The following is a 25,353-nucleotide window of genomic DNA, read 5'->3' as shown; positions in this document are numbered from 1 at the left end:
CGGCTGGGCCACGGCGCTGCCGAGCGGCATCTACGGCAAGGCGGAGGCGACAGCCCGAAAGGCTGGGATGGGCATATTCGGCCCGGCGCAATAGCCTGCCATTCATTCCCTGATGTTTTGTTTGTTAACCGCCACGGGCGCAGCCTTGATGGGGTCATCGCGCAATCGATTAAATTGCAAGCTTCCTTGAAACTGAAATTGCAACACACCGGCCTTATACCAGCCCAACCACAGGAGATCGGCCAGTGATAAAGACTATGGCGAGCACCACCGACCAGGCATGGAAAAGCGTCGCTTTGCTGACCTTTCTGGGAACCGCTGCAATCCTGGGCGTTTCCGTCGGCCTCAATTATCTGCTCCTGTTCTCCGAGGCGCTGACGCCATTTGGGCGCAGCATGATCACGGCAATCCTGTTGCCCGTTGTCCTTGGCGTTCCGCTTTTTCTGTTCGTTGGATTAAAACGGATCGAGCTTCGTCGCTATCGCCGGGAACTCGACAAGTCGGCAACCTTCGACACCATGACCGGCTGCCTGAACGGAGCGGTCTTCACGTCGATGGTCGAAAAAAGAACGGCACGGCCGTCGGTACCGGGGCCGAAATCGGGCGCCTTCCTGGTCATCCATTCGGAACATCTGCGGTCCATCAACCTGCGCTTTGGTCTTGAATGGGGCGATCAAGCCTTGCGGCTCATAGCCTCGACCATACAATCGTCGGTGCGCGCGGAGGATCTGGTTGGACGCATGGGAACGTCGATGTTCGGGGTTTTCCTCGCCGGCGCGACCGAAGCAGAAGCCAGGGAAATCGGCGAGCGTATCCGGGCGCGCATCGCGCAAGTCTATTTCGCGCCAAAAGGGACCGAGGATGCCCTGACCGTCAAGGTCGGCGGCGTGGTGTTCGAAAACCAGGTGGAGTTCGCGGACATGTTCCGGTCCGCCGAGCAGCGCATGGCCGGCGTCCAGGACGGAGCCGCGTTTGAACTGACGCATCTCCATAGCTGACAATCGCTGGGAGCCAGAGCCATTCGGAACCCAGGGGAATTGTCGGACGCGGCCGCGGTTACGCTGACGACGGGGTAGCCCGTGAAGACGCCGCCCAGGTTTCGGCGATGGCGACGATCGCGGCGTTGATCGGTCCGCTCGGGATCGCCGGCATCACCGAGGCGTCTACGACAAAGGCATTGTCGAAGCCGTTCAGCCGCAAGTCAGGATCGACGACGGCCTCAGTGTCACGACCCATCCGGCACGTGCCGGCCGGATGGTGATGGGTGGAAGCAGCCCTGGCGATGAAAGCATCGAGTTCGGCATCGGACTGAACCGGTGCACCTGGCAGGATCTCCGTATCGCGCCATTCGTCCAGGGCCGCATGATGGCCGACCATGCGCGCCCGCTTCAACGCCATCCTGAATGTCGCGCGATCGTGTTCGGTTTCGAGGTAATGCGGGTCGATGACCGGCGCATCGTTGCGGCCCGGGCCGCTCGGTGTGATGCGCCCGCGGCTTGTTGGATGAGTGACGCCGCACAGGATGGTAAAGGCCGAGCCATAAAGCGGGGTCTTCAGGCCCTCGGCCGCCGACGGCGCGACGACGCAGGCGAGCACGATATCGGGACTTCCCGTGGAGCGGGTCGGGTCGTCGCTGTGCAGGTACATCAGCGATTCGGAGTGCTGCAGGCGGGAGGGCGGCACCGGCTTCTTCGTGCTGTAGACATTGCCGAGAGCCAGCAGATGATCCTGCAGGTTGCGGCCGACATCGCCGCGATCGGCAAGGCAACGTATGTCAGCTTGCTTCAGCGTATCGGGACAGCCAATGCCCGACCGCATGAGGATGAGCGGCGTGGATACTGCGCCGGCGCAAAGGACGATCCGGTCGGCGCAGAGCGTTCCGGTCTCACCCCCGCACACCACGCTCACGCCCGTGATCTTGTGGCCGTCCAGCACCAGGTGCTCGACCTCGTGGCCGGCAAGCAAGGTCAGGTTCGGCCGCGCCATGACCTGCGACGACAGATAGGCGTCGGCGACGCTCAGGCGCTTGCCGTCACGTATGTTGAGTGAATTGGGACTAGTGCCGACCAGTTCGCCGCTGTTGTGGTCGCTCAGGGCGGGAGCACCCATGGCGCGCCCGGCGGCGATGTAGGCCCGCACGACCGGACTGACTTCGGCGTCCGGCAGATAGACGTCCAGCGGGCCACTCTTGCCGCGTGTCGGCCCGTCGAAGGCAGTGAAGGCTTCGCTGCGGATGAAGCCCGGCAACAACCCCCGATAGGACCAGCGCTCGCCGCCGGCTTGCGCCCAGGGTTCGAAATCATCGGCATGGCCGCGGACATAGGCCATTGCATGCAGGCAGCTCGAGCCGCCGACGATCCTGCCGCGCGGCCATTCATGGACGCGGTTGGCGGTGAAGGGCTGGGGCACGGTCCGGTAGCTCCAGTCGTAGGCGCGGCCCTGGAGCATCGTCCATTTCAGCGGATCGGCGATGTCGGGATCGGCCGGCATCGCCCCGGCCTCGATGAGGCCGACCTGGCAAGACCGGTCTTCACTGAGCCGGCTGGCAACAACCGAGCCTGCGGATCCCGCGCCGATCACCAGCACGTCGAAATGACGTTTCAATTTGAAATTCCCCGCACAGGCTCACTATCGGAAGCTGATACGATCACGCGGCAAAGGCGCCGGCATTCGACCGTTCCATGATCTGTCTCTGCACGGACAAAAGGTGCGCGCGCATTGCGGCCTCTGCCGCTTCGGGATCGCGCTGCGAGATCGCCTCGGCGATCAGGCGATGCTCGCCGTCGCGGTGGGCGATCCGCTTGGGGCAGGTGGGAGCTGCGGTGCGCGCAACTTTCACCCGCGCATCGACGCCGACCTGGCGCAGCATCTTGTAGAATTCCGCGGCGAGATGGTTGCGGGCCGCGGCAACGATCGCGAGATGGAAAGCGAAGTCGACCTCCCCCGACGGGGCGTTCTCCGGCGTGGTTGCCGCGTCGAGGATCCGCGCCGTCTCGAAAGAGGAGGCGCGCAGCGACGCCAGTCGGGCAAGGCCCGGCTCCATGATCAGGCGCAATTCCAGGACCTCGATCGGATTGGTTACCCTGACCAGTTCCTCGCCATATCTCGGAAGAGCGGTCGGCGCCCGCCTGGCGCGCGCCGGTTTGAGGTCGCCCGAAAGGCGCAGCACTTCAAGCGCCTTGCGAAGCTGATGGCGCTTGACGCTCAGATGTTCCGCAAGATCGCGCTCGGACGGAAGCTTGCCGCCGCCCTGCTGCAACTGGCGGACCGCGGCGATGATGTCGTCGAGATCCGATGGTCCGACCTGCGGCTCGAATGCGCTCAAAACCAAATCTCCTGTCCGATCGGCAGACCGCCGACTCAACGTCCCGACATCATATTGTGACACGAAAACCTGTTCGACGGCACTCAACCAATTCAACCAATCTACAACTGTACGCAATGGTTGACAACACCAGTTGCGCGATGGTTGACTGCCATGTCGACGGTTGCCATCGCGGCGGGCCGTTTTCTCCCGAGGATCACGCATGCCGGCTGGCGAAACCTTTGACTACGTCATTGTCGGTGCGGGATCGGCCGGCTGCGTGCTGGCGAACCGGCTGAGCGAGGACCCTGCCGTATCGGTGCTTCTGCTGGAGGCGGGGGATTGGGACCGCGATCCGATGATCCACATCCCGCTCGGCTGGGGCAAGATACTGACCGAGCGCCGCCACGACTGGATGTATTTCTGCGAGCCCGAGGCCAATGTCGGCGGGCGCAAGGTCGAATGCGCGCGCGGCAAGGTCATCGGCGGCTCTTCCTCCACCAACGCCATGGCTTATGTGCGCGGCAATCGCGGCGACTACGATCGCTGGGCGGCAAGCGGCCTGACGGATTGGTCGTTCGACAAGGTGCTGCCCTACTTCAAGAAGCAGGAGCGCTGGGAAGCGGGGGAAAGCCGGTACCGTGGTGGCAGCGGGCCGCTGAACACCCAGTTCTGCCGGTATAAGGACGAACTGATCGATGCCTTCGCCACAGCCAGCCGTGATGCCGGATACCCGCAGACCGACGACTATAACGGCGCCATACAGGAAGGCTTCGGCCGGCTGCAGATGACGATCGCCAACGGCCGCCGCTGCTCGACCGCGACCGCCTATCTGCGGCCCGCCATGCGCCGCGGCAATGTCAAGGTGCTGACCGGCGCGATGGCGACGAAGATCCTGCTCAGGGATGGCCGCGCGGCGGGCATTGCCTACACCAGAGGCGGGGCGAGCCATGAAGTTCTGGCGCGGCGCGAAGTCCTGCTTGCCGGCGGCGTCATCAACACGCCGCAGCTGATGATGCTGTCAGGCATAGGCGACAGCGGTGAGCTCGCGGCGCATGGCATCGAGACGAAGGTCGATCGTGCGCAGGTCGGAAAGAATTTGCAGGACCATGTTTCGGTCATCCTGATGTATCGGCGCAAACAGCCGGGACCGTTTCTCAAGATGATGCGGGCCGATCGTATCGGGCTGGATTTCGTCAAGACTTATCTCACCGGAAAGGGCTTTTCGGGAGATGTGCCTGGCGGCGTCGTGGCATTCCTGAAGAGCGACGCAAGCCGGCCGCTGCCGGACGTGCAGCTGCTTTTCACCGCTGCACCGCTGGGGGCATGGCCTTACATGTCGCCGTTCAAGGCGCCGTTCGCCGACGGCTTTGCGACCCGTATCGTTGCGGTGCAGCCGGAGAGCCGCGGCAGCGTCAAGCTGGCGTCGAGCGATCCGGTCGCCGCGCCGCTGATCCACCAGAACTTCCTGTCCTCGCAGCGCGACTGGCAATCGCTTCGCGCCGGCTTTCGCGTTGCGCGCAACCTTGCCAGCCAGCCGTCCATGGCTCCGTTCGTTGGCGCGGAGTTCTTTCCCGGCCCGAAATGCGAGAGCGACGAAGAGATCGACGAGCATATCCGCAAGACCTCGATCACCGTGCATCATCCGGCCGGCACGTGCCGCATGGGCGTTGATGCGGCATCGGTGGTCGATCCGGAATTGCGGGTGCGCGGCATCGCCGGACTTCGTGTCGTGGACGCCTCGGTCATGCCCGACCTCGTCTGTGGTAACATCAATGCGGCGGTCATCATGATCGCCGAAAAGGCCGCGGATCTGATCCGCAGCCGCGCTCAACAGAGCGTGGCGGCCTGATAGAGGCGGCCGGAATACAACCAAAGTCTTTTGGTTGAGACTGAAAACTGCGTTGGTTGGACTGTCATGCGCTTCCGCATGGCCGTGGCGAAGCGGTTTCACGCCCTGATTGCGAGCCGTATCTCGCGCATTTCTAGGCTATTCTGCCTATTTCTGGGCATTTGCCTCCCAAAAATGCACCTCAACCAAAAACTTATAAAATTCGCAATTTGGGTATTGTCGAGCAAAACCAATGCGAATACGGTTGAGTTGGTTAGAAGTATTTTCTTCGTGACGAGAGGTGTCCGATATGTCCCTGGCGCAACCAGCTAACGATGTGCTCACCAACAAGAAGGCAGCACTCAAGGGCCTCTATGACGCCCTCTACGCAAAGAACATGTTTCCGTTCTGGGCGACGTCGGAAGGCGTCGATCATGACGAGATCAAGCAGCTGATGGCGACGTCGAAGGCCGTTCCCTTCGTGTGGTCCTATTCGGACATCGAGCCGCTGCTGCAGCGCGCCGCCGAACTGGTGACCATGGACGACAGCGAGCGCCGTTCGCTGATCCTGGTCAATCCCGGTCTTGCGCCCAAGCGTGCATCGGTCAGCACCATGTACACCGCCTACCGCCTGAACGATCCCGACGAGATCATGCCGCCGCACAAGCACTCGCCGAGCGCCATCCGCTTCGGCCTGACCGGCAAGGGCAATTTCACCGGCGTCGAGGGCGAGGACGTGGTTTTTGGCCCGGGCGACATGGTGCTGACGCCCAACGACGCCTGGCACAATCATGGCACCGTCGGCGGCGAGCAGGCGGTCAACCTGTCGGTGCTCGACCTGCCGCTGGTCGAAACGCTGCATGCCGTCCATTTCGACCACAAATACACCGAGATGGTCGATGGCAAGGAAGTCGAGAAGAAGGTGCAGACCGCCCGCTATCCCGGTGACTACTCACAGCGCATCTATGGCGAGGGTGGCCTGATGCCGCGTTTCGTCGATCACAAGCGCGGCGGCGGCCTGTCGTCGCCGATGTATGTCTATCGCTGGGAGAAGATGGAAGCGGTTCTCGACGCCCACAAGGATTGGGATGGCGACCCTCATGAAGGCATCGTCATCGACTATGTCGATCCGACCACCGGCGGACCCGTCTTCCACACCATCAATTTCTACGTGCAGATGCTGCGCCCCGGCGAGAAGACCTTGCCGCAGCGCGAGACCGCCAGCCTGCTTCTGGCGCCGTTCCGCGGCAACGGCCATTCGATCATCGACGGCAAACGTTATGACTGGAACCAGTTCGACACCATCGCCATACCTGGCGGTTCCTGGGTCGAGCATGTCAACGGCTCGTCGAGCGAGCCGGTGATCTTCTTCGGCGCCACCGATGCGCCGACGCAGAAGGCGCTGCTCCTCTACAAGCGCTGGGGCCGCAACCAGGCCGGCGATCTGCTCCGCCTCGTCTAGCTCCGATCCTATTGTCCCGCCGCCAATGGCGGCGGGACATCGAAATGACGTTTCAGCAGCAAGGGCGTATGCATTTGGTTTCGGCGTTCAACACCAAGCAGATCGGCCATGTCGACTGCCCAGGCGGCGGCCAGGTCTGGGTCGACGGCAACATCCTCTATATCGGCCACATGCGGCCGCCGAGCGGCACGACGCTGGTCGACATTTCCGACCCGCGCAATCCGCGCAAGATAGCGACGATCGATGTTCCGCCCGGCTGGCACTCGCACAAGGTGCGCGCCAAGGACGGGCTGATGATCATCAACCACGAGCGCTTTGGCGATGCCGGCCCGGCCGATTTCGGCGGCGGACTGGCGCTCTACGACACCACCAAGCCGGCACAGCCCAAGCTCATCTCGAAATGGATAACCGGCGGCAAGGGCGTCCACCGCTACGACTTCGACGGCCGTTACGCCTACATCTCGCCGACCGCCGACGGTTATGTCGGCAACATCGTGATGATCCTCGACCTGATCGATCCCACGAAGCCGGTCGAGGTCGGACGCTGGTGGATACCCGGCCAGTGGACCGGCGGCGGCGAAGAATACCCGTGGCATGACTATGTCACGCCGCGTTGCCACCATCCTTTGCGCATGGGCGACCGGCTCTATGTCAGCTACTGGCATCACGGCCTGTTCATCCTCGACATTTCGGACATCACCAAGCCGAAGCTGGTCTCGCACGTCAATTCGAGCCCGAGCTTTCCGCATCCCACCCACACCTGCCTGCCGATCCCACAGCCGCTCAAGGGTCGCAACATCATGGTGGTGGCGGACGAGGATGTCGCCAAACTGCGACCTTCGCCGCCGGCCTTCACCTGGATCTATGACATCACTGACGAGACCAACCCGTTGCCGATCTCGACCTTCCAGGTGCCTGGCCTCGACCCGGATGGCGCGCCTCAACCGCCGATGACCGGCTGCCACCAGCCCTCCGAGCGGTTCAATGGAACCGTCATTCCGTTTGCATGGTTCGCGCAGGGGCTGCGCCTCGTCGACATCGCCGATCCGTTCTCGCCAAAGGAAGTCGGCCATTTCATGCCCGACGCGCCGGAGGGGGCGGAGCGTTCCTCGTCCAACGACGTGACCATCGACGACCGCGGCATCGTCTACCTGATCGATCGCATCCGCGGCGTCGACATCATCGAAACCAGCGTTCTCTAGGGGGGTATGTTGAGCGACAGCACGCGAAAATCCGCCAGCCACTACGCCATCGGCAACAAGAACCCGAACCTGCCGTTTCATCCGGCGGTGCGTGCCGGCGATTTCATCTTCGTCTCGGGCCAGGTGCCGAAGGACGAGAACAACAACGTGATCAGCGGCACGATCGAGGAAGAGACGCTGGCGACGCTGAAGACCATTGCGCGCGTCATCGCGCATGAAGGCGCGACGCTGTCGGATGTCGTGCGGATCACCACCTATCTCGAGGATACGCGCGATTTCGGCCGCTACAACAAGGCGTTCCTCGAAGGGATCGGCGACGCCGTTCTGGCGCGCACGACCGTCGAGGCAAAAGCGGTCATCAACACCAAGATCGAAATGGACGCCATCGTCTACAAGCCGCTCCCGGCGAGCAAGTAGACCCTGGACACTAGCGAGGAGACGACATGTACAAGCTGTTAGGCCGCCAGACATCAGGCAACGTCCAGAAGGTGCTCTTCATGCTCGAAGAGCTGGGAGCCTCCTACAAGCGCGAGGATTATGGCCGCCAGTTCGAGAACACGCAGACTGCGGAATACAAGGCGCTCAACCCGACCTCCAAGGTGCCGACGCTGGTCGACGGCGACACCGTGATCTGGGAGTCCAACACCATCCTGCGCTATCTCGCGGCATCCGGCGGCGAACAGTTGAATGGCGCCACGCCGGCCGAAAAGACCGAGGTCGAGCGCTGGATGGACTTCCTGCTGGCTGCGGTCAATCCGGGCTACCTGGCGGCCTTCAAGGGCGCCAAGCTCACGCCCGAAGAACAGACCGCCGAATACAAGGAACAAGTGAAGGACCTTGTCGCGCAGCTCAAGATCGTCGACGGCCACCTGGCCGGCAAGGACTTCCTGGCGCTCGGCAAGCTGACCCTTGCCGACATTGCCTGCGCGCCGATCCTGAAGCGCTGCGTCGACTTCAAGATCGACCGGCCGTCAATGCCCAATCTGGAGCGCTGGGTGGCCGCAATCGCCGCCCGGCCGGCCTTCAAGGCGGCAACCACCGCTGCTCCCGCAAAGGCGGCATGATGATCAAGCGCGCCGCTCTCATCGGACTGGGAACGATGGGTCCAGGTATCGCCGCGCGGCTTTCGCGCGGCGGGCTCGATGTGACGGCGTATGATGTTTCGCCAGGGGCAATCGAGCGCGCCCGCGGCATGCTTGATCTGGCCGGCGGCGTGCTCGACCGTCTCGACATCGAGGCGCCCGGGACTGGCGCCGGCAGCGTGCGTTTCGTCGAGACGATCGCCGAGGCCGTCGATGGCGCCGAACTGGTGATCGAGAACGTGCCCGAGAATATCGAGATCAAGGCGCAGACCTATCGCGACATCGATCCGCTGATCGGCCCGTCCGTCATCGTCGCGTCCGACACGTCGGGCATCCCGATCACCAAGCTGCAGGCGCATATCTCGCATCCCGAGCGGATGGTCGGCATGCACTGGTCGAACCCGCCGCACATCATCCCGATGATCGAGGTGATCGGCGGCGAGAAGACCGCGCCTGAAACCGTGGCTGTTATCCGCGACCTCATACGCTCGATCGGCCTGCTGCCGGTGGTGGTGAAGAAGGACGTTCCAGGCTTCGTCGAGAACCGCGTGCTCTATGCGCTGCTGCGCGAGGCGGTCGATCTTGTCGAGCGCGGCGTCATCGAGCCGGAAGACCTCGACACCTGCGTGTCGTGGGGCATCGGCTACAAGATTGCCGTCATCGGCCCGATGGCGCTGCTCGATATGGCGGGGCTGGATATCTACAAATCCGTCTCGTCCTTCCTGAATGCCGATCTGTCCAACCGCGACGATGTCGCGCCGATGGTGCTGGAGAAGACGGCTGCGTCTAAGTTCGGCATCAAGTCGGGCGAGGGCATGTTTGCCTACACGCCCGAGCAGACAAAAGCGCTACAGGGTGAACGGGCGCGCAAGCTCGTCGCGGTGCGCCGCATCCTGGAAGGCCGGGAGTAGCCAATGTCACATGGTGCGCACAGGGCAGGCCGGTTCGAGGAGTTCCACCGGCCGGCTGTTTGTGTGAAGGGCGCCTTCGCCATCAAGATGGTGCGGGTGCGGCAGAAAACAGCGCGCGGGGCGGCAAGCCATGCGCATTGAAACCATCCGAGCCGCCGGCGACAGGCCGGCCCATATCCGCCATGACGATCTGATCTCCGCCAAGGGCGTTTCGGTGGTCATGGCCCGGCAGCTGATCCTCAGCAACATCGATCTTTCGGTGCCAAAGGGATCGTTCGTTTCCCTTATCGGCCCTTCCGGCTGCGGCAAGAGCACCTTGCTCAAGGTGCTGGCCGGGCTGGTGCAGCCGACCCAGGGCAGCGTTTCGATCGCCGGGCTCGCGCCGATCGAGGCGGCGCGCAAGCGGATGATCGGTCTCGTCTTCCAGGACGCCAACCTGCTTCCCTGGAAAAACGCCGTCGACAATGCCTCGCTGCTGCTCGGCATTGCCGACAAGTCGCTGTCGCGCTCGGATCTGCGGGCGCGCGGGCAGGAGATGCTGGAACTGGTCGGGCTTGGCGACAGCGCCCACAAGCGGCCAAACGAGCTGTCGGGCGGCATGCGCCAGCGGGTCGCCATTGCACGGGCCCTGGCGCTCGATCCGGCGGTGCTGCTGATGGACGAACCGTTCGGCGCGCTCGATGCCATCACCCGCGATTCGATGGGCCAGTCGCTGCTGGAGATCTGGCAGCGGACCGGCAAGACGATCGTGCTCGTCACCCATTCCATCGACGAGGCCATCCATCTGTCGCGCCATGTCCACGTGCTGGGGATCAAGCCGGGGCGGATCACCGAGAGCCTCGACATTGCGCTGCCTTATCCGCGCGACCTGTCGGTCACCGAGGATCCGGAGTTCGTCAGGCTGGTAGTCCAGTTGCGAACGATGCTGCGCTCCAGCCATCAACCGGGAGGCGCGTCTTGAGCGACCAGCCCATCACCGATCTTTCCGAGCCGCGCCTCGCCTCCAGCTGGAGTGCGGCGACCGGCAGCTGGCTGCCGGCGGTTATCCTCCTGCTGGTGACGATCATGGCGTGGGAAGCGGCCGTGCGGATCTTTGCCATATCCGCTTTCATTATTCCCGCTCCGTCCGAGATCGCGAAGTCGCTGGTCGCGCAATGGGGCACGCTGATGCAGGCGACGCTGGTGACGGCGGGCGAGATCCTGTTCGGCTTCCTGGTCTCGGTCGTGGTCGGCATCGCCATTGCGCTGATCATCGTGCGCTTCGATTGGTTGGGACGCGCCCTGTATCCGCTGGTGGTGCTGTTCCAGAACGTGCCGAAAGTCGCGCTCGCGCCGATCTTCATCCTCTGGTTCGGATATGGGCTGGCGCCCAAGATCGGCCTGATCCTGGTCATCGCCTTCTTCCCGGTGACGCTCTCCATGCTGGCGGGCATGCAATCGGTCGACCGCTCGCTGCTGTCGCTGATGAATTCGGTCGGGGCCAGCCAGACGCAGATCCTGTTCAGGATCCGCGTTCCGCACTCGCTGCCAAACCTTATGGCCGGAACCAAGATCGCCGCCACGTTGAGCGTGATCGGCGCCATCGTCGGCGAATTTGCCGGGGCGTCGGACGGTCTCGGCTACGTCATCCAGTTCGCTTCGACCCAGCTCGACACGGCGCTGGTCTTCGCAGCGCTGCTGCTCGTTTCCGTGCTTGGCATCGCCTTCTACTACGCCGCCGAAATCCTCGAACGCATCGTGGTGCCGTGGGCGCCGAAATTCAGCCAGTCCTAGGCCCACTCGATCAACCAAATTCATAAAGGGGAACAAAACATGCTGAGACGGTCACTTATCAAGGCAGCTACCTTGGCAGCTTTTGTCGGCGCGCTCGGCTTCTCCAGCGCGGCTCTGGCGGCCGACAAGGTCAACGTCCAGCTTGACTGGGTGGTGCGCGGCAATCACGCCATGTTCTTCGTCGGCAAGGAAAAGGGCTTCTTCGCCAAGAACGACATCGATGTGGCCGAGATCCGCAAGGGGTCCGGCTCGCCGGACGCGATGCGGCTGGTGGGCAATGAGAACGCGGATTTCGGGTTCGGCGATCTTCCCACGCTTGCCGTCGCACGGTCGCAGAATGTCCCGGTCGTGGCGCTGGCGGCTGTCAACCAGCACTCGCCGCTGGGGATCATTTCGCTGGCCAAGACGCTGAAGCTCACCAAGCCGTCCGACCTCAAGGGACTGACCATCGGCATTCATCCGGCCGGCTCCACCTACATCTTCTTCAAGGGTTTCCTGGCCGCCAACGGCCTGACCGAAAAGGACATGACGCTGAACAGCGTCTCGCCTCCCTATGAAAGCTATTTGCTGCTTGGCCGGGTTCAGACGGTCGTCGGCTATATCGATGCGGAGGTTCCCGAACTGGAAGCGAAGGCCGGAGGCCCCGGCTCGCTCAGCATCATGATGGGGGCGGACCATGGGTGGAAAGCCTATGGCTCGGGCCTGTTCACCTCGCAGGCGATGATCAAGGACAACCCGGACGTCGTACGCCGCTTCGTCAAGGCCTACAGGGAAGCCTTCGACTATGTCGTGGCACACCCGGAAGAGGCTGCCGAGATCACCGCCAAGGCGGCGCCCGGCTATGCGGAGAAAAAGGATGTGCTGCTGGCGCAGATCAACGCCGACATCGCCTCGACGTTCAGCAGCCCCGACACAAAGGAACACGGTCTCGGCTGGATGACGAAGACTCAGTGGGAGGAGACCCTGAAGACGCTGACGGACCAGGGCGTGCTCAAGGCGGCTCTGTCGGCGGACGACGTCTTCACCGACGCATTCCTGGCAAAAGAATAAGGGGCGCGCGGTGTTCGAACGGAAAGCTCGATGAGCGCCTACCGGCAGACAAGGCTGTCCCGCGCGATGCCGCAGGACACATCACGCTCGCCTTTCGCCGCATCGGTGCGGTCGAGCGTGACCTGCACGCGGGTGGCATATGCGCGGCTCGCCAGACCGCACCACAGCCGCTCGACGGGCAGGTTCTCGCGTTTGTCGTTGAGGATCGTGAACGTGCCGGTCTTCGCATCGAACCAGAGCTCGACGCGGGTCTTCTTGCCCGGCTCGACCGTTGCGATCCCGGCTGAATACCAGTGGGCGAAGTCGGCGTTGCAGGAGAGGCCTTCGCTGCCCGCATTCGAGATCGTCAACGGAACCATGTCGAGCCCGTCAGTGCCGGTGCGGACGGTGACATGGTGCAACTCAACCGCGTTGGCGAAGGACGACAACGCCAGCATCACCGGAAGGGCATAACGGATCTTCACTTTGCCTGAGCTCCACAATGTAATTTTTCCTAGGCAGTCTATCTCGCTTTTGCGCAATAACAATAAGAATATTGATTGGTAAACAACAGAGAGGGTAACATGTTAAAGTTTCTTAAGAGCAGTGTAAGTGCAGTTATATTGACCGGTGTCTTGATGAGCGGCGCGCTTGCCGGCGAGGTCAAGTCGATCGCCATCCTGACGCCCGAAGAAGGCACGGACTATGGCTGGAACCAGCAAGGCATCGACGCCGCCAAGGCGGCGGGCAAGGCCGCCGGCGTCGAAGTGGTCGTGGCCCAGGGGCTCGGCTATGGCGACGTTCGTCCGACCTTGCGGGAACTTGCCTCCGACGGCGCCAGCCTGTTGATCGCGCATGCCAGCGGCTACAACACCTCGGCGCCCGAAATCGCCAAGGAACTGAAAGTTCCGGTGGCGATCGTCGACACGCCAGCCGGCCTGGAGAAGGGCCTCGTCGCCGACTATACGCTGAGCGGCCACGAGGGTGCCTATCTCGCCGGCCGTCTCGCCGCCAAGGTGTCGCGTTCCAAGTCGGTCGGCATCGTCGTCTCGGGCGAACCGCCATCGTGGAATTCGCAGTCGGCGGCGTTCGCACAAGGCGTGAAGGCGGAAAATCCTGAGGTCAAGATCACCTATGCGGTGATCGGCCCTGCCGCCTACAGCGATGCGGCCGGCGGCAAGCGCGTCACCGAAAGCGTGATCGCATCGGGTGCCGACATCATCTTCGGCCAAGGCAACGGTTCGAGCTTCGGCATGCTGCAGGCGGTCGAGACGACCAAGGCAGCCGATGGCGGCAAGGTCTATTTCATCGACGTCATCGGCGACAAGTCACCGATCGACAAGGGCTTCCTGCTGTCGTCGGTGGTGTGGAACATCGAGCCGGTCTATGCGGCGATGATTGCCGACCTGAAGGCCGACACGTTCGGCACCAAACACTATACGATCGGCCTCAAGGACGACTCGGTCAAGCTGCTGAAGACCGCTGCGGTCCCGGACAATGTTTGGACGGAAATCCAGGCGCTGCGCGAGGACGTCATTTCCGGCAAGATCAAGGTTGAGCCGGTCTATGACGCGGCCGCCGTCAGGGCATTGATGACCAGCGTCGCCCAGTAAGGCGATCACGGTCGGCTGCCGGAGGGGTGATCCGTTCACCCCTCCGGACGATTCCCGTTTTTTTGGTGCTGGGCTTTCATGAGCGGTTTTTCTTCATCGTCCGTTGCCGGGCGCGACGCGCGACATCGTCGCGCTTGAAGGCGTGACCAAACGGTTCCCCGGCATCGTTGCCAATGACAGCGTCGACCTGTCGATCCGCCCGGGCGAAGTGCATGTGCTATTGGGCGAGAACGGTGCTGGAAAATCGACATTGATCGGCATGTTGTCAGGCCTGCAGCAGCCGGACGAAGGACGCATACTGGTCGACGGCAAACCGACGCCGATCACCTCGCCGCGCCATGCGCTGGCACTCGGCATCGGCACCGTATTCCAGCACATGATGCTGGTGCCGACGCTGACGGTGGCGGAAAATTTCCTGCTTGGCGGGCCGTGGTGGCAGCGCCCCAGGACCGAGGAACTGGCGGCGCGCGTCGCCGAGATCACCGGCACGCTCGGCATCACCGTCAAGCTTCAAGCCAAGGTATCGGAGTTGTCGCTCGGCGGGCAGCAGCAGGTCGAGATCCTGCGCGCGATGCTGCGCAACAGTCGGCTGCTCATCCTTGACGAGTCCACCTCCATGCTGACGCCGAAAGGTATCGACGAACTGGGCGCGCTGATGCGCCGCCTCGTCGAGCAGGGCCTGGCGATCGTCTTCATCACCCACAAGCTCAAGGAGGCGGCTGCCTTCGGCGACCGAATCTCGGTGCTGAAGCTTGGCCGCAAGGTCGGCGAGATCCCGCCCGAGCGGTTTCGCGCGCTGGGCGAACAGGAGATCGTCTCGGAGATCGTGGAATTGATGTTCGGCAAGCAGAAGGATGACCCGGAAGCCGTCGAGCGTCCTGTCCGCACTGCCCGCGCCGGAACGGCCCCGCTGCTTCAGGTCGCGGATCTGGCGGTCGCGCCGACGGACAATGCGCCGGGCCTGTCGTCGATCTCCTTCGACATCCGCCCGGGCGAGATCCTGGGCATTGCCGGCATCGACGGCAACGGCCAGAAGCAACTGGCGGAAGCGCTGGCCGGCCAGCGTACAGCTGCCGGCGGCTCGATACGGCTGGACGGCGCCGCCATCGAGACGCTGAGCGTCGGCGAGCGCTGCCGGCGCGGCCTTCGCTACCTGACCGACGACCGGCTGGGCGAGGGCACTGTCGGAACCTTCCCGGTCTCGATCAACTTCTTCCTCAAGCAGGTCGGCGCGGCCCCGTTCTGGCGCAACGGCGTCGAGCAGCGCGCGGAGATCGACAAGCGCGCCACCCAGCTCGTGCGCGAATATGACGTGCGTACGCCGAGCCTGAAGACGCCTGTCGCGAGGCTGTCCGGCGGCAACATCCAGAAGGTGCTTCTGGCGCGAGAACTGGCTGAGGGCGCCAAGGTGGTGATCTTCAACAAGCCGACCTACGGTCTCGATCTCGCCAACACTTTGGCGTCGCGCCAGCGTATTCGCGACACGGCGGCGCGTGGCCTTGCGGTGCTGCTGATCTCCACCGACCTCGAGGAATTGCTTGGTCTGTGCGATCGCATCGCCGTCATCGCCGACGGAGCTTTGGTCGGCACCGTCGAGAACGTAGACGACGCCCGCACCAAGGTCGGTCGCCTGATGATCGGACTTGCCGCATGAGCATCGACACCGCACCCACGGTCAGTGCCACCGCACTCGATGCCACGAGCGGGGCAAGGACGCGCCGCGACATCGCGCATCGGCTGCTAATGACGCTCGGCCCGATCCTCATCGCTCTCGTCATAGCCGGCTGTATCCTGCTTGCGGTCGGCGTCGACCCGCTCGCCTATTACGGCTTCGTGCTGGAGAAGGGACTGTTCTCGCCGCTCGGCATCCAGCAGACACTGACGCGCATGGCGCCGCTGCTGTTTCTTGCCGCCGGCCTGATCGTCGCCTTTCGCGCCGGCATGTGGAATCTCGGCGGCGACGGCCAGTTCCTGCTTGGCGCGGTGACGGCGGCTGCCAGCGCTCCCGTGTTCGTGCAGATCATGCCAGCCTGGCTGGCGCTGTTCTGCTCGTTCCTTATCGCCATGGCGGTGGCGATGATCTGGTCGCTGGTGCCGGCCCTGCTGCGTGCCTATCAGGGCGTCAACGAGATCATCACCACGCTGATGATGACGTTCCTCGGCACCTCGCTCGCCAATGTGCTGGTCAAGCTGGCGTTTCGCGACCCGAACACGACCGTGCCGCAGACGCGCACGCTGCCGGTGGAAGATCGGTTGCCGCGCCTGTTCGAAACGACCATCACCAGTGGCCTGCTGCTTGGGCTGGCGGCAATCGTCATCGTGCATCTGGTGATGACGCGTACGGCGTTCGGGCTGAAGCTGAGGATCGTCGGCGCCAATCCACGCGCGGCGGTTCACTCGGGGCTCGGTGTCCCCGGCCTGACCGTCGCCGTCTTCGCCATTTCGGCAGGGCTTGCCGGCCTTGCCGGCGCCGTCGACATCATCGGCGTCCAGGGCAATGTCCGCGCCGACTGGAATCCCGCCTATGGGCTTGCGGTGATACCCGCCGTGTTTCTCGCCCGCATGAACGGCTTTGCAGCCATCGGCTTCGTGTTCCTGCTTTCGGTGCTTTCGATCGGCGGTGAGAGCGCGGCGCGCCGGCTCGGCGTGCCCAATCATTTCACTCTGGTGCTGGTTTCCATCGTGCTGATCGTGCTCGCGCTCGCCGAATATTTCGATCACCGATACAACCAGTCGCGGAGGGCCTAGGCATGACCGGGCTGTTCAGCGAAGTCTTTCTCAGCGCGCTCCTGTTCGGCGCCGTCACCGCGGCGATCCCGCTGCTGCTTGCCGGGCTCGGCGAGCAGATCTCCGAGAAGGCGGGCGTGCTCAATATCGGCATCGAAGGCATGATGCTGGCCGGCGCCTATCTCGGCTTTGTCGGCGCTTTCTATTCCGGGTCGCTGTGGCTGGGCTTTCTCACCGGTGCCGCCGGGGGTGCTGCGGTGGCGCTTGTCATGGCGCTGCTTTGCGTGCGCATCGGGCTGAACCAGATCGTCATCGGCATCGCGCTGACCTTGGGGCTCGAGGGCCTGACGGCACTGCTCCACCATTTCCAGTTCTCACGCAGCTACCCGCGCCTGCCCGCGGCGGATGCTACCGTCATTCCGCTGCTTTCGGACATCCCGGTCATCGGGCCTGCATTCTTCAAGCATCATCTGATCGTCTATCTGGCGGTCGCGCTGGTTTTCGGCATGAGCTACCTCTATCGGCGCACGCAACTCGGCCTCAATTTGCAGGCGGCAGGCGACAAGCCGGCCGCGCTCGATGTCGCCGGCATCGATGTCGTGCGGACCCGCACCGTCGCCGTGTTGACGACCGGAGCGCTGGCTGGGCTCGGCGGCGCCTATCTCGCCAATGTCGGGGCTGGGCTGTTCATTCCGTTCATCACCAATGGCGCGGGCTTTCTCGGCATCGTCCTGGCCATGCTGGCGCGCGGTCGCCCGATCTGGGTGCTGTTCGGTGCGTTGCTGTTCGGTGTCTGCCTGTCGCTGACGACGGCCATGCAGGTGGCCGGCATCAACATACCGACCGACATCATCCAGATGCTGCCGTTCCTGGCGGTGATGATCATGCTGGTGCTGTTCGGCCGGCGGGCGAGCCTGCCGGCGGCGCTCGGCATTCCATACGAGCGCGGCGCGCGCTGAGGACAATTCATGCGCGGACGGGACCCGCGCCAATAAAGGAGGCAAGAATGTCGGATACCAAGGTTTATCTGCTCGACGGCGGATCGCTCGTTCTCGACGGCTATCATGTGTTCTGGAATCGCGGCCCTGGCGGCGAAGTGCGCTTCCCGGTCTATTCGATCCTGATCGAACATGCCGAGGGCCGGTTCCTCATCGACACCGGCTACGACTACGATCATGTGATGAAGGTGCTGCCGTTCGAAAAGCCGATCCAGGAAAAGCACCAGACCATCCCCGGCGCCCTGGCGCTGCTCGGCCTTGAGCCGAAGGACATTAACGTCGTCGTCAACTCGCATTTCCACTTCGATCATTGCGGCGGCAACAAGTATTTTCCGCATGCCAAGAAGATCTGCCACCGGACCGAGGTGCCGCAGGCGTGCAATCCCGAGCCTTTCGAGCATCTCGGCTATTCCGATCTGAGCTTTTCGGCGGAGGCTGCCGAAGCGCGTGGCGCGACCGGGCAACTGCTTGCAGGAACGACACGGGCGAACTCGACCTTTGAAGGCATCGATGGCGACGTCGAGCTTGCCAGGGGCGTCCGGCTGATCTCGACGCCCGGCCATTCGATCGGCCATTACAGCCTGCTGGTAGACTTCCCCAAGCGCAAGCCGATCATGTTCACGATCGACGCGGCCTATACGCAGAAGAGCCTTGAAACGCTGTGCCAGGCGGCCTTCCACATCGATCCGGTGGCGGGCGTCAATTCGATGCGCAAGGTGAAGAAACTTGCCGAGGACCATGGCGCCGAGTTGATGTACTCGCACGACATGGACAACTTCAAGACCTACAGGACCGGCACGCAATTCTACGGCTGACCCCGCCAATCCGGAGACCAAGACGATGCGCTATCTCGAACATGCCGATCCGGTCATCACTCTGACCGCAGGGCCAGTGAATGCCTATGCCGAAGTGCTGCGCGGCCTCGGGCGTACGGTGCTGTACGACTACGACCCGGCGTTCCAGCTCTTCTACGAGGGTGTGGTCGACAAGGCGCAAAAGGCGATGCGGCTGTCGAACAAGCCGGTCATCCTGCATGGCGAGCCGGTGCTTGGCCTGGAGGCCGCCGCGGCCTCGCTGATCACGCCGGACGATGTCGTGCTCAACCTTGCCTCAGGCGTTTACGGCAAGGGGTTCGGCTATTGGGCGAAGCGCTATTCGCCACATCTGCTCGAGATCGAGGTGCCCTATAACGAGGCGATCGATCCGCAGGAGGTCGAGGCAATGCTGAAGGCGCATCCGGAGATCACCGTCGTTTCCGTCTGCCACCACGACACGCCGTCCGGCACCATCAATCCGATCGACGCCATCGGTGCGCTGGTCTCGGCGCATGGCGGCTATCTCATCGTCGATGCGGTCTCGTCCTTTGGCGGCATGAAGACGCATCCCGAGGATTGCAAGGCCGATATCTATGTCACCGGCCCGAACAAATGCCTGGGCGCGCCTCCCGGCCTGACGATGATGGGTGTCAGCGAGCGGGCCTGGGCCAAGATGAAGGCCAATCCCCTGGCGCCGCGCGCGTCGATGCTGAGCATCGTCGACTGGGAGCATGCGTGGTCGCGGGACAAGCCGTTTCCATTCACGCCGTCGGTCTCGGAGATCAACGGGCTCGATGTCGCGCTCGACCTCTACCTCAATGAGGGACCGGAGGCGGTGTGGGCGCGCCATGCACTCACCGCCAAGGCCATGCGCGCCGGCGTTGCCGCGATGGGCCTGTCGATCTGGGCTGCCAGCGACAGCATCGCGTCGCCGACCACGACCGCTGTCCGCACGCCCGACGGTGTCGACGAGAAGGCGCTTCGCCAGGCCGCGCGCGCCCGCTACGGCGTGGTGTTTTCGTCTGGCCGTGGCGAGACCTTGGGAAAGCTGACGCGCATCGGCCATATGGGACCGACAGCCCAGCCGATCTGGGCGATCGCGGCGCTGACGGCACTGGGCGGCGCCATGAACGCGGCCGGCCAGAAACTGGCGATCGGCAAGGGCATCGACGCGGCGCTGGCCGTGATCGACGCCGACGCCTGAACAGACATCACCACGGATTGAGGGAGCATTTTCATGACTGAACGGCTTGCGGGAAAGACGGCCCTGGTTACAGGCGCCGCGCAGGGTATCGGCAAGGCGATCGCAGCGCGGCTTGCCGCCGACGGGGCAACCGTCATCGTCAGCGACATCAATGCCGAAGGCGCCGGGGCGGCGGCCGCGGCGATAGGTGGAAAGGCGAGGGCGATCGCCGCCGACATTTCCGATCCGGCATCCGTCAAGGCACTCTTCGCCGAAATCCAGGCCCTGACCGGGGGCATAGACATCCTGGTCAACAATGCCAGCATCGTGCCGTTCGTCGCCTGGGACGATGTCGATCTCGACCATTGGCGCAAGATCATCGACGTCAATTTGACCGGCACCTTCATCGTCAGCCGTGCCGGTACGGACCAGATGCGTGCGGCGGGGAAGGCCGGACGGGTAATCAGCATCGCATCCAACACCTTCTTTGCCGGCACGCCGAACATGGCGGCCTATGTCGCGGCCAAGGGTGGCGTCATCGGCTTCACCAGGGCGCTCGCCACCGAGCTTGGCAAATACAACATCACCGCCAATGCGGTGACGCCCGGCCTGATCGAGAGCGACGGCGTCAAGGCGAGCCCGCACAACGAGGCGTTCGGCTTCGTCGAGATGCTGCAGGCGATGAAAGGCAAGGGGCAGCCGGAACATATCGCCGACGTGGTTTCGTTCCTGGCCTCCGACGATGCGCGCTGGATCACGGGCCAGACCCTCAATGTCGACGCCGGGATGGTGCGCCACTAGCCAAAAGCGCATCCCAAAACCGCTACGACCCTTCCGGGCGACCTGCATTTTGGGTCGCAACAGCGGATGAGCGCGGCCGTGCCCGCAAGGCCGTGCCGCAAATGGCCAATCAAGGAAAAATCACAGTGGACTTCGGATTCGACACGTCGGTTTTCGACGGGCTGACGATTGCAATGCTGGTCGCCGGCCTGGCCATGACCGGAATGGCCTCCGGCGTGCTCGCCGGTCTGCTGGGAGTCGGAGGCGGCATCGTCATCGTCCCGGTGCTGTTCTGGGTGCTTAGCCTGTTCCACTTTTCGCCTGCTGTGATCAGCCATCTGGCTGTCGCGACGTCGCTTGCGGTCATCATCCCCACCTCGATCTCGTCGATGCGGTCGCACAACAGGCGCGGCAATGTCGACCGGGCACTGCTCACACTATGGGGACCGGCCATTTTCGTCAGTGCCCTCATCGGCGGCATCATGTCGAAATTTATCCCGGGCGCCGGCTTGCGGCTGGTCTTCGGCGTGGTCGGCCTGCTGGTGGCCGTCAACATGGCGTTGCCGAAGCACCTCGTGATCTCCGATCACCTGCCGCAAAGCGGCTGGATGAACCGCGCGATCGCTGCTGTGATCGGCTTTGTCTCTTCGCTCATGGGAATTGGCGGCGGCACACTGTCGGTGCCGACGCTTTCCAGCTTCTCCTTTCCGGTGCACCGGGCCGTCGGCACGTCGTCGGCGCTTGGCCTGCTTATCGCGCTTCCAGCGGTGGCCGGCTTCATCTGGTCGGGTCTCGCAAGTGCAGGCAGGCCTCCGCTCAGCCTGGGCTATGTCAGCTTGCCGGCGGTTGCCGTCATAGCGCCCATGAGCTTTCTGTTCGCTCCTCTGGGCGCAAGGCTCGCCCACGCGCTCAACCCGCGCTACCTGAAGCTTGCCTTTGCGTTCTTCCTGGCGATCACGGCCGGGCGAATGCTGCTTTCCTGAATTCGTTGGACGGCCTACGGCTATTTTTCCCGCATGGCCCGGCGGAAGTTCTGCGTGATCGGCTCGGCGAGATAAGAGAGCACGGTGCGGGTCCCCGTCCGGATCATCGTCTCGCTCGACATGCCGGGCAGCAGCTTGCGGCCCTCCAGCTTGCCCAGTTCGCTTTTGTCGATCACAACCGTCGCGGCGAAAAACGGTGCGCCGCTGCGCTCCTCAACCATGCGGTCAGCCGACACGATCTCCACGACGCCCTCGAGCGGCGGCAGGTTGTAGCGGGCGAAGGCCGGGAAGCTGACGCGCGCGAGCTGTCCGGGTGCGATCGTCTCGACATCCTCCGGCTTGACCATAGCCTCGACCACGAGTTGTTGTCCGAGCGGTACGATCGTCATCAATGTCTCACCGGGTTTCACGACACCGCCCGCCGTATGGACCTTCAGCTCCATGACGATGCCGTCAACCGGCGCGACGACGTTGGTACGGCTAAGCACGTCCCTGGCGGAACGCTCCTGCTGTCCGAGGTCAAACAGCTCCGCCTCGACCTTGCTCAACTCGTCGACGGCCTCGTTCAGGCGCACTGTGTTGAGGTTCAGGATCTGCATGTCGATCTCGGCCATGGCGCTTCCGGCGCGGGCGATTGCCGCGACATTGGTGGCGCGCTCGCCCTCGATCTCCCGCTGCTGGCGTCTGAGCGACAAGTTCCGTTCGCGGGTGGTCAGCCCTTTCTTGAGCAGACCCTCAAGGTCTTTGCTTTCACCCTCGATTGCCTCGATCTGCTTGTCTTCCGTGACGACAAGCTGCTCCAGCCCCGTTATCTCTTCCTCGACCTGGTGACGGCGCTGGCCGAGAATTTCCTGCTCGTCCTTCAGATTGTGGTGCTTCGCTGTAAACACGTCACGCTGTGCTGCCACCGCGTCCTTCACGGCGATCGCGGGGTTTGCGAGCAACGCCGGATTGAACTCGATCTCGGTCTTGCCGTCACGCTCGGCCCTGAGACGCGCGGCCAGCGCCTCACGCGTTGCTATCCGGTTCTGGATCAGGTCGAGCTGCGCCTTTGCCTGCGTGTCGTCGAGCCCGACGAGGATCTTGCCCGCCTTGACGATATCCCCGTTGGCGGCGTTCAACTCCGCGATGATGCCGCCCTCGAGGTGCTGGATGAGCTTGCGGTCGCCGGCGACCTTGATCACGCCCGACGCCACCGCAGCGCTGTCCAGCGGCGCCAGGGCCGCCCATCCCCCGGCCACGCCGAAGAACAGGAACATGATCGCGAAGCCGGTGCACGTCACGCCGGTGAGACGGAGGGGTTGCGGCTCCAGGAGAGAGGGCGGCGCGAGGGGCAGCGGCACGACCTTCAATTCGGGGGGGCGGCTCATGCTTCCTTGACCTCTTTGATTTCCTTCACCACTTCAAGGGCTGGCAACTGGGCCGCCTTGGGCAGATGGGCCACCTTGCCGACACGGCTGGCGAGTTCGTTGAAGACATGGTCGCGCGGCCCGAAGAGATCTTGCTGACCCCTGTTGAGGACCAGTATCTTGTCTACCTTGTCCAAAATGCTGGCGCGGTGCGCGATAAGGATAACGGTCGTATTCGTCGCCTTGGCCACGCCGAGCGCGGCAATCAATGCCTCCTCGCCCTCCCTGTCGAGGTTGGAATTGGGTTCGTCGAGGATAAGCAGCGCGGGGTCGCCGTAGAGTGCCCGCGCCAGCCCGATGCGCTGGCGCTGCCCGCCCGACAGTATCGCACCCGCTTCGCCGATTTCGGTGCCGTACGCCTTCGGCAGTCCTTTGATCAGCTCGTGGACTCCCGCCAACCGTGCGGCCTCGACCACCTTGTTGAAGACCGCCGGGTTGAGCGTAGCAAAGCGGCAAATGTTTTCGGACACGGTGCCGGCGAAGAGCTCGATGTCCTGCGGCAGATAGCCGACATGACGACCACGGTCTTCCGCCGCCCATTGGGCAACATCCGTTCCGTCCAGCAAGGCGCGCCCCGCGGACGGGCGCCAGGCACCGGCGAGTATGCGCGCCAGGCTCGTCTTGCCAGCCCCGCTCGGACCGATCAACGCCATCGCTTCACCCGGCTCGAGGCGGAAGTTGATCCCTTTCAGGATATGCTCGCCACCCTGCCGGGCAAGCACAAGGTTCTCGGCCTCGAACCTGCCTTTCGGACGGGGCAGTGGCAGGACCGGTGTGGCCTCTCGGTGCTGTACGGCGACCGCGGTGAGGCGCCGGTAAGCGGCACGGGCTCCGACCGTCGCCTTCCAGGTGCCGATCGCTTGCTCGACCGGTGACAATGCGCGGCCCATCAGGATCGAGGCGGAGATCATGATACCGGGCGAGGCCTCGTTGCGAAGAACCAGATAGGCACCGAGGCCGAGTATGGCCATTTGCAGGGCCAGCCGGTGACAACGCGCGATGGCCGCGATGACCCCACCCCGGTTAGCGGCAAGAACTTGTCCTTTGTTCGCCTCGTCCTGCTGTGCCTTCCAGCCCTCCATCAGCGGCTTTAGCATACCCATCGCCTGGACGACCTCGGCGTTGCGGATCGTCGCCTCGGCCTGCACGTATGCCCGCGACTGTGCATTTGCAGCATCGGTCAACGGTTTGCGAGTGACGTATTCGTTGAGCAATGCCAACGCAAAGAGGACAATCCCGCCGCACAGCGCCAACCAGCCCAGCCAGGGGTGCATGACGAATATGGCGGCGAAAAACAACGGTGCCCAAGGCGCGTCAAGAATCGGGAAGATGCTCGGGCTGGTGAAGAAATTCCGCACTTGATCCAGGTCGCGCAGCGGACGGGCGTTGGCATGACCGGGCGCCGAGGCGGCATATTCCACGGATGCGGTCAGGAGAACCGGTGCCAACCGCGCGTTCATCCACGATCCGACTTTAGCCAGAAGACGCCCGCGCACCACCTCCAGCCCCGCCATTGCCGCGAGTGCCCCTGCCGCCATAAGCGACAGCATCACCAGCGTTTCCAGGCTGTGGCTGGACAACACGCGGTGGTAGACCTGGAGCATATAGAGCGCCCCGGTCAGCATCAGCACGTTGATGCCGCCGCTGAACCAGACAAGCGGCCGGATGGCGCGTCTGGCCTCTTTCATCACCACCTGCAGGGCAGGCGGCTGTTGGTTGGTTCTCATCATCTGGATGACATCTCCGTGCAAGAGATCGCGGGAGGCGCACGGGGGCAGCATCGGCTGCCCCCGTTGGTCAAGTGTCAGGCGACATCAACAAGTATGTGCTGCATGTCTGTCACATCCCCGTCCGCGTCCGCCACCTGGAAGGCGAAGTCGAGGCTGGCTGACGGCGTCTCGGTCACGGTCGTGCTGAAGGCGATGTCCACGATCTTCAGCACGTCGTTGTCAGCGCCGTCGAAGCTCACCAGATCGTTGGTCGCAACGCTGCTGCCGCCGCCAGCTCCGGTCTCCCTGATCAGGTCGATGGCACTGCCGGTGATCCCGTTGCCCGACTGCATGATCTGGACACCCTGCAGCAGGTACTCTTCGCCGGCTGCGTTGTAGTCGTTCTGCTCGATGATCACGAGGCCGTCATTGTTGTCGAGCGTGAACTCCGAGCTGTACGGGGACGGGGCCTGACCCGTCTTGAAGATGTCGGCGTTCTGCACGTACATAGCCCTTGTGATCGAAGTGTCGTCCGCGGTGCC

The 25,353-nt window shown here is 63.5% G+C and carries 24 protein-coding genes and 1 pseudogene; 19 read left to right on the top strand and 6 right to left on the bottom strand.

Annotated elements, in window-relative coordinates; all coding sequences use genetic code 11:
- Positions 1 to 245 precede the first annotated feature (245 nt).
- Entirely contained in the window at positions 246 to 998 is a 753-nt protein-coding gene (locus tag EOC06_RS06175) for a GGDEF domain-containing protein (protein WP_127267697.1), read from the top strand.
- Between the two features lie 58 nt (positions 999 to 1,056).
- Here the strand turns inward: EOC06_RS06175 and EOC06_RS06170 are convergent, their stop codons facing one another.
- Complete coding sequence (locus tag EOC06_RS06170; RefSeq protein ID WP_164898482.1) at positions 1,057 to 2,604, bottom strand: GMC family oxidoreductase; 1,548 nt, start codon at positions 2,602 to 2,604, stop codon at positions 1,057 to 1,059.
- A gap of 43 nt (positions 2,605 to 2,647) precedes the next feature.
- Positions 2,648 to 3,325, bottom strand: a complete 678-nt coding sequence (locus EOC06_RS06165; protein WP_013529856.1) for a FadR/GntR family transcriptional regulator — start codon at positions 3,323 to 3,325, stop codon at positions 2,648 to 2,650.
- 202 nt (positions 3,326 to 3,527) lie between these two features.
- Here EOC06_RS06165 and EOC06_RS06160 point away from each other — a divergent pair, with 202 nt between their 5' ends.
- The 10 genes from EOC06_RS06160 (at position 3,528) to EOC06_RS06120 (ending at position 12,615) form a co-directional block, all read left to right on the top strand.
- The gene (locus EOC06_RS06160) at positions 3,528 to 5,156 is read left to right on the top strand and encodes a GMC family oxidoreductase (RefSeq protein ID WP_128307337.1); all 1,629 of its coding nucleotides are present in this window, start codon (positions 3,528 to 3,530) and stop codon (positions 5,154 to 5,156) included.
- Positions 5,157 to 5,445: 289 nt separating this feature from the next.
- Complete coding sequence (locus tag EOC06_RS06155; RefSeq protein ID WP_027039500.1) at positions 5,446 to 6,597, top strand: cupin domain-containing protein; 1,152 nt, start codon at positions 5,446 to 5,448, stop codon at positions 6,595 to 6,597.
- 44 nt (positions 6,598 to 6,641) lie between these two features.
- Positions 6,642 to 7,799, top strand: a complete 1,158-nt coding sequence (locus tag EOC06_RS06150; protein ID WP_128307336.1) for an LVIVD repeat-containing protein — start codon at positions 6,642 to 6,644, stop codon at positions 7,797 to 7,799.
- Between the two features lie 6 nt (positions 7,800 to 7,805).
- Positions 7,806 to 8,216, top strand: a complete 411-nt coding sequence (locus EOC06_RS06145; RefSeq protein ID WP_127267701.1) for a RidA family protein — start codon at positions 7,806 to 7,808, stop codon at positions 8,214 to 8,216.
- 26 nt (positions 8,217 to 8,242) lie between these two features.
- A complete protein-coding gene (locus tag EOC06_RS06140; RefSeq protein WP_127326715.1) occupies positions 8,243 to 8,863 on the top strand; it encodes a glutathione S-transferase family protein in 621 nt (206 codons plus the stop codon).
- Positions 8,863 to 9,792 carry a 5-formyl-3-hydroxy-2-methylpyridine 4-carboxylate 5-dehydrogenase gene (gene fhmpcd1, locus EOC06_RS06135; RefSeq protein WP_127326716.1) on the top strand — a complete coding sequence of 310 codons (930 nt, stop codon included), beginning with the start codon at positions 8,863 to 8,865 and terminating at the stop codon, positions 9,790 to 9,792. The genes EOC06_RS06140 and fhmpcd1 overlap by 1 nt, the downstream gene beginning before the upstream one ends.
- A gap of 3 nt (positions 9,793 to 9,795) precedes the next feature.
- Positions 9,796 to 9,933, top strand: coding sequence for a hypothetical protein (locus EOC06_RS40025; protein ID WP_164762504.1), 138 nt, complete (start codon positions 9,796 to 9,798; stop codon positions 9,931 to 9,933).
- Positions 9,923 to 10,753, top strand: coding sequence for an ABC transporter ATP-binding protein (locus tag EOC06_RS06130; RefSeq protein ID WP_128307335.1), 831 nt, complete (start codon positions 9,923 to 9,925; stop codon positions 10,751 to 10,753). The genes EOC06_RS40025 and EOC06_RS06130 overlap by 11 nt, the downstream gene beginning before the upstream one ends.
- Positions 10,750 to 11,565, top strand: a complete 816-nt coding sequence (locus EOC06_RS06125) for an ABC transporter permease (RefSeq protein ID WP_128307334.1) — start codon at positions 10,750 to 10,752, stop codon at positions 11,563 to 11,565. The genes EOC06_RS06130 and EOC06_RS06125 overlap by 4 nt, the downstream gene beginning before the upstream one ends.
- 72 nt (positions 11,566 to 11,637) lie before the next feature.
- On the top strand, positions 11,638 to 12,615 hold the full coding sequence (locus tag EOC06_RS06120; protein WP_245469364.1) for an ABC transporter substrate-binding protein: 978 nt from the start codon (positions 11,638 to 11,640) through the stop codon (positions 12,613 to 12,615).
- A 38-nt stretch (positions 12,616 to 12,653) separates the two neighbouring features.
- Here the strand turns inward: EOC06_RS06120 and EOC06_RS06115 are convergent, their stop codons facing one another.
- Positions 12,654 to 13,079 carry a hypothetical protein gene (locus EOC06_RS06115; RefSeq protein WP_128307332.1) on the bottom strand — a complete coding sequence of 142 codons (426 nt, stop codon included), beginning with the start codon at positions 13,077 to 13,079 and terminating at the stop codon, positions 12,654 to 12,656.
- Positions 13,080 to 13,232: 153 nt separating this feature from the next.
- On the opposite strand from EOC06_RS06115, the gene EOC06_RS06110 reads away from it, so the two are divergent.
- The 8 genes from EOC06_RS06110 to EOC06_RS06075 all read left to right on the top strand — a co-directional run bounded on the left by EOC06_RS06110 (position 13,233) and on the right by EOC06_RS06075 (position 21,693).
- Positions 13,233 to 14,207: a BMP family protein gene (locus EOC06_RS06110; RefSeq protein WP_245469363.1), complete on the top strand. Its 975-nt coding sequence runs from the start codon at positions 13,233 to 13,235 to the stop codon at positions 14,205 to 14,207.
- Positions 14,208 to 14,310: 103 nt separating this feature from the next.
- Positions 14,311 to 15,861, top strand: a complete 1,551-nt coding sequence (locus tag EOC06_RS06105; protein ID WP_128307330.1) for an ABC transporter ATP-binding protein — start codon at positions 14,311 to 14,313, stop codon at positions 15,859 to 15,861.
- On the top strand, positions 15,858 to 16,955 hold the full coding sequence (locus EOC06_RS06100; RefSeq protein ID WP_128307329.1) for an ABC transporter permease: 1,098 nt from the start codon (positions 15,858 to 15,860) through the stop codon (positions 16,953 to 16,955). The genes EOC06_RS06105 and EOC06_RS06100 overlap by 4 nt, the downstream gene beginning before the upstream one ends.
- A gap of 2 nt (positions 16,956 to 16,957) precedes the next feature.
- Positions 16,958 to 17,893, top strand: a complete 936-nt coding sequence (locus tag EOC06_RS06095) for an ABC transporter permease (RefSeq protein WP_127381740.1) — start codon at positions 16,958 to 16,960, stop codon at positions 17,891 to 17,893.
- 47 nt (positions 17,894 to 17,940) lie between these two features.
- Positions 17,941 to 18,747, top strand: coding sequence for a 4-pyridoxolactonase (locus EOC06_RS06090; RefSeq protein WP_128307328.1), 807 nt, complete (start codon positions 17,941 to 17,943; stop codon positions 18,745 to 18,747).
- A 25-nt stretch (positions 18,748 to 18,772) separates the two neighbouring features.
- Positions 18,773 to 19,951 carry a pyridoxamine--pyruvate transaminase gene (gene ppaT, locus EOC06_RS06085; RefSeq protein WP_128307327.1) on the top strand — a complete coding sequence of 393 codons (1,179 nt, stop codon included), beginning with the start codon at positions 18,773 to 18,775 and terminating at the stop codon, positions 19,949 to 19,951.
- A 33-nt stretch (positions 19,952 to 19,984) separates the two neighbouring features.
- Positions 19,985 to 20,731, top strand: a complete 747-nt coding sequence (locus tag EOC06_RS06080; RefSeq protein WP_027039485.1) for an SDR family NAD(P)-dependent oxidoreductase — start codon at positions 19,985 to 19,987, stop codon at positions 20,729 to 20,731.
- A gap of 125 nt (positions 20,732 to 20,856) precedes the next feature.
- Positions 20,857 to 21,693 carry a sulfite exporter TauE/SafE family protein gene (locus tag EOC06_RS06075; RefSeq protein WP_128307326.1) on the top strand — a complete coding sequence of 279 codons (837 nt, stop codon included), beginning with the start codon at positions 20,857 to 20,859 and terminating at the stop codon, positions 21,691 to 21,693.
- A gap of 20 nt (positions 21,694 to 21,713) precedes the next feature.
- Here EOC06_RS06075 and EOC06_RS06070 read toward each other — a convergent pair whose 3' ends face one another.
- From EOC06_RS06070 to EOC06_RS41815, 3 genes and pseudogenes are all read right to left on the bottom strand, one after another.
- Positions 21,714 to 23,063, bottom strand: coding sequence for an HlyD family type I secretion periplasmic adaptor subunit (locus tag EOC06_RS06070; RefSeq protein WP_128307325.1), 1,350 nt, complete (start codon positions 23,061 to 23,063; stop codon positions 21,714 to 21,716).
- A complete protein-coding gene (locus tag EOC06_RS06065) occupies positions 23,060 to 24,829 on the bottom strand; it encodes a type I secretion system permease/ATPase (protein WP_128307340.1) in 1,770 nt (589 codons plus the stop codon). The genes EOC06_RS06070 and EOC06_RS06065 overlap by 4 nt, the downstream gene beginning before the upstream one ends.
- 77 nt (positions 24,830 to 24,906) lie before the next feature.
- Positions 24,907 to 25,353 (bottom strand): annotated as a pseudogene (locus tag EOC06_RS41815) (hypothetical protein); the annotation flags it as partial.

This window comes from Mesorhizobium sp. M7A.F.Ca.MR.362.00.0.0, assembly GCF_004023175.1.
Classification (GTDB): domain Bacteria; phylum Pseudomonadota; class Alphaproteobacteria; order Rhizobiales; family Rhizobiaceae; genus Mesorhizobium.
The sequence above is the reverse complement of the archived record's forward strand: the minus strand, read 5'-3'. Positions and strand labels throughout refer to the sequence as shown.

What these genes read in the sequence shown, in the direction of transcription:
- fhmpcd1 (WP_127326716.1), top strand. Translation starts at nt 8,863, where the DNA reads ATGATCAAGCGCGCCGCTCTCATCGGACTGGGAACGATGGGTCCAGGT.
- EOC06_RS40025 (WP_164762504.1), top strand. Translation starts at nt 9,796, where the DNA reads ATGTCACATGGTGCGCACAGGGCAGGCCGGTTCGAGGAGTTCCACCGG.
- EOC06_RS06140 (WP_127326715.1), top strand. Translation starts at nt 8,243, where the DNA reads ATGTACAAGCTGTTAGGCCGCCAGACATCAGGCAACGTCCAGAAGGTG.
- EOC06_RS06150 (WP_128307336.1), top strand. Translation starts at nt 6,642, where the DNA reads ATGACGTTTCAGCAGCAAGGGCGTATGCATTTGGTTTCGGCGTTCAAC.
- EOC06_RS06130 (WP_128307335.1), top strand. Translation starts at nt 9,923, where the DNA reads ATGCGCATTGAAACCATCCGAGCCGCCGGCGACAGGCCGGCCCATATC.
- ppaT (WP_128307327.1), top strand. Translation starts at nt 18,773, where the DNA reads ATGCGCTATCTCGAACATGCCGATCCGGTCATCACTCTGACCGCAGGG.
- EOC06_RS06070 (WP_128307325.1), bottom strand. Translation starts at nt 23,063, where the DNA reads ATGAGCCGCCCCCCCGAATTGAAGGTCGTGCCGCTGCCCCTCGCGCCG.
- EOC06_RS06155 (WP_027039500.1), top strand. Translation starts at nt 5,446, where the DNA reads ATGTCCCTGGCGCAACCAGCTAACGATGTGCTCACCAACAAGAAGGCA.
- EOC06_RS06080 (WP_027039485.1), top strand. Translation starts at nt 19,985, where the DNA reads ATGACTGAACGGCTTGCGGGAAAGACGGCCCTGGTTACAGGCGCCGCG.
- EOC06_RS06090 (WP_128307328.1), top strand. Translation starts at nt 17,941, where the DNA reads ATGTCGGATACCAAGGTTTATCTGCTCGACGGCGGATCGCTCGTTCTC.
- EOC06_RS06110 (WP_245469363.1), top strand. Translation starts at nt 13,233, where the DNA reads ATGAGCGGCGCGCTTGCCGGCGAGGTCAAGTCGATCGCCATCCTGACG.
- EOC06_RS06145 (WP_127267701.1), top strand. Translation starts at nt 7,806, where the DNA reads ATGTTGAGCGACAGCACGCGAAAATCCGCCAGCCACTACGCCATCGGC.
- EOC06_RS06160 (WP_128307337.1), top strand. Translation starts at nt 3,528, where the DNA reads ATGCCGGCTGGCGAAACCTTTGACTACGTCATTGTCGGTGCGGGATCG.
- EOC06_RS06065 (WP_128307340.1), bottom strand. Translation starts at nt 24,829, where the DNA reads ATGAGAACCAACCAACAGCCGCCTGCCCTGCAGGTGGTGATGAAAGAG.
- EOC06_RS06100 (WP_128307329.1), top strand. Translation starts at nt 15,858, where the DNA reads ATGAGCATCGACACCGCACCCACGGTCAGTGCCACCGCACTCGATGCC.
- EOC06_RS06095 (WP_127381740.1), top strand. Translation starts at nt 16,958, where the DNA reads ATGACCGGGCTGTTCAGCGAAGTCTTTCTCAGCGCGCTCCTGTTCGGC.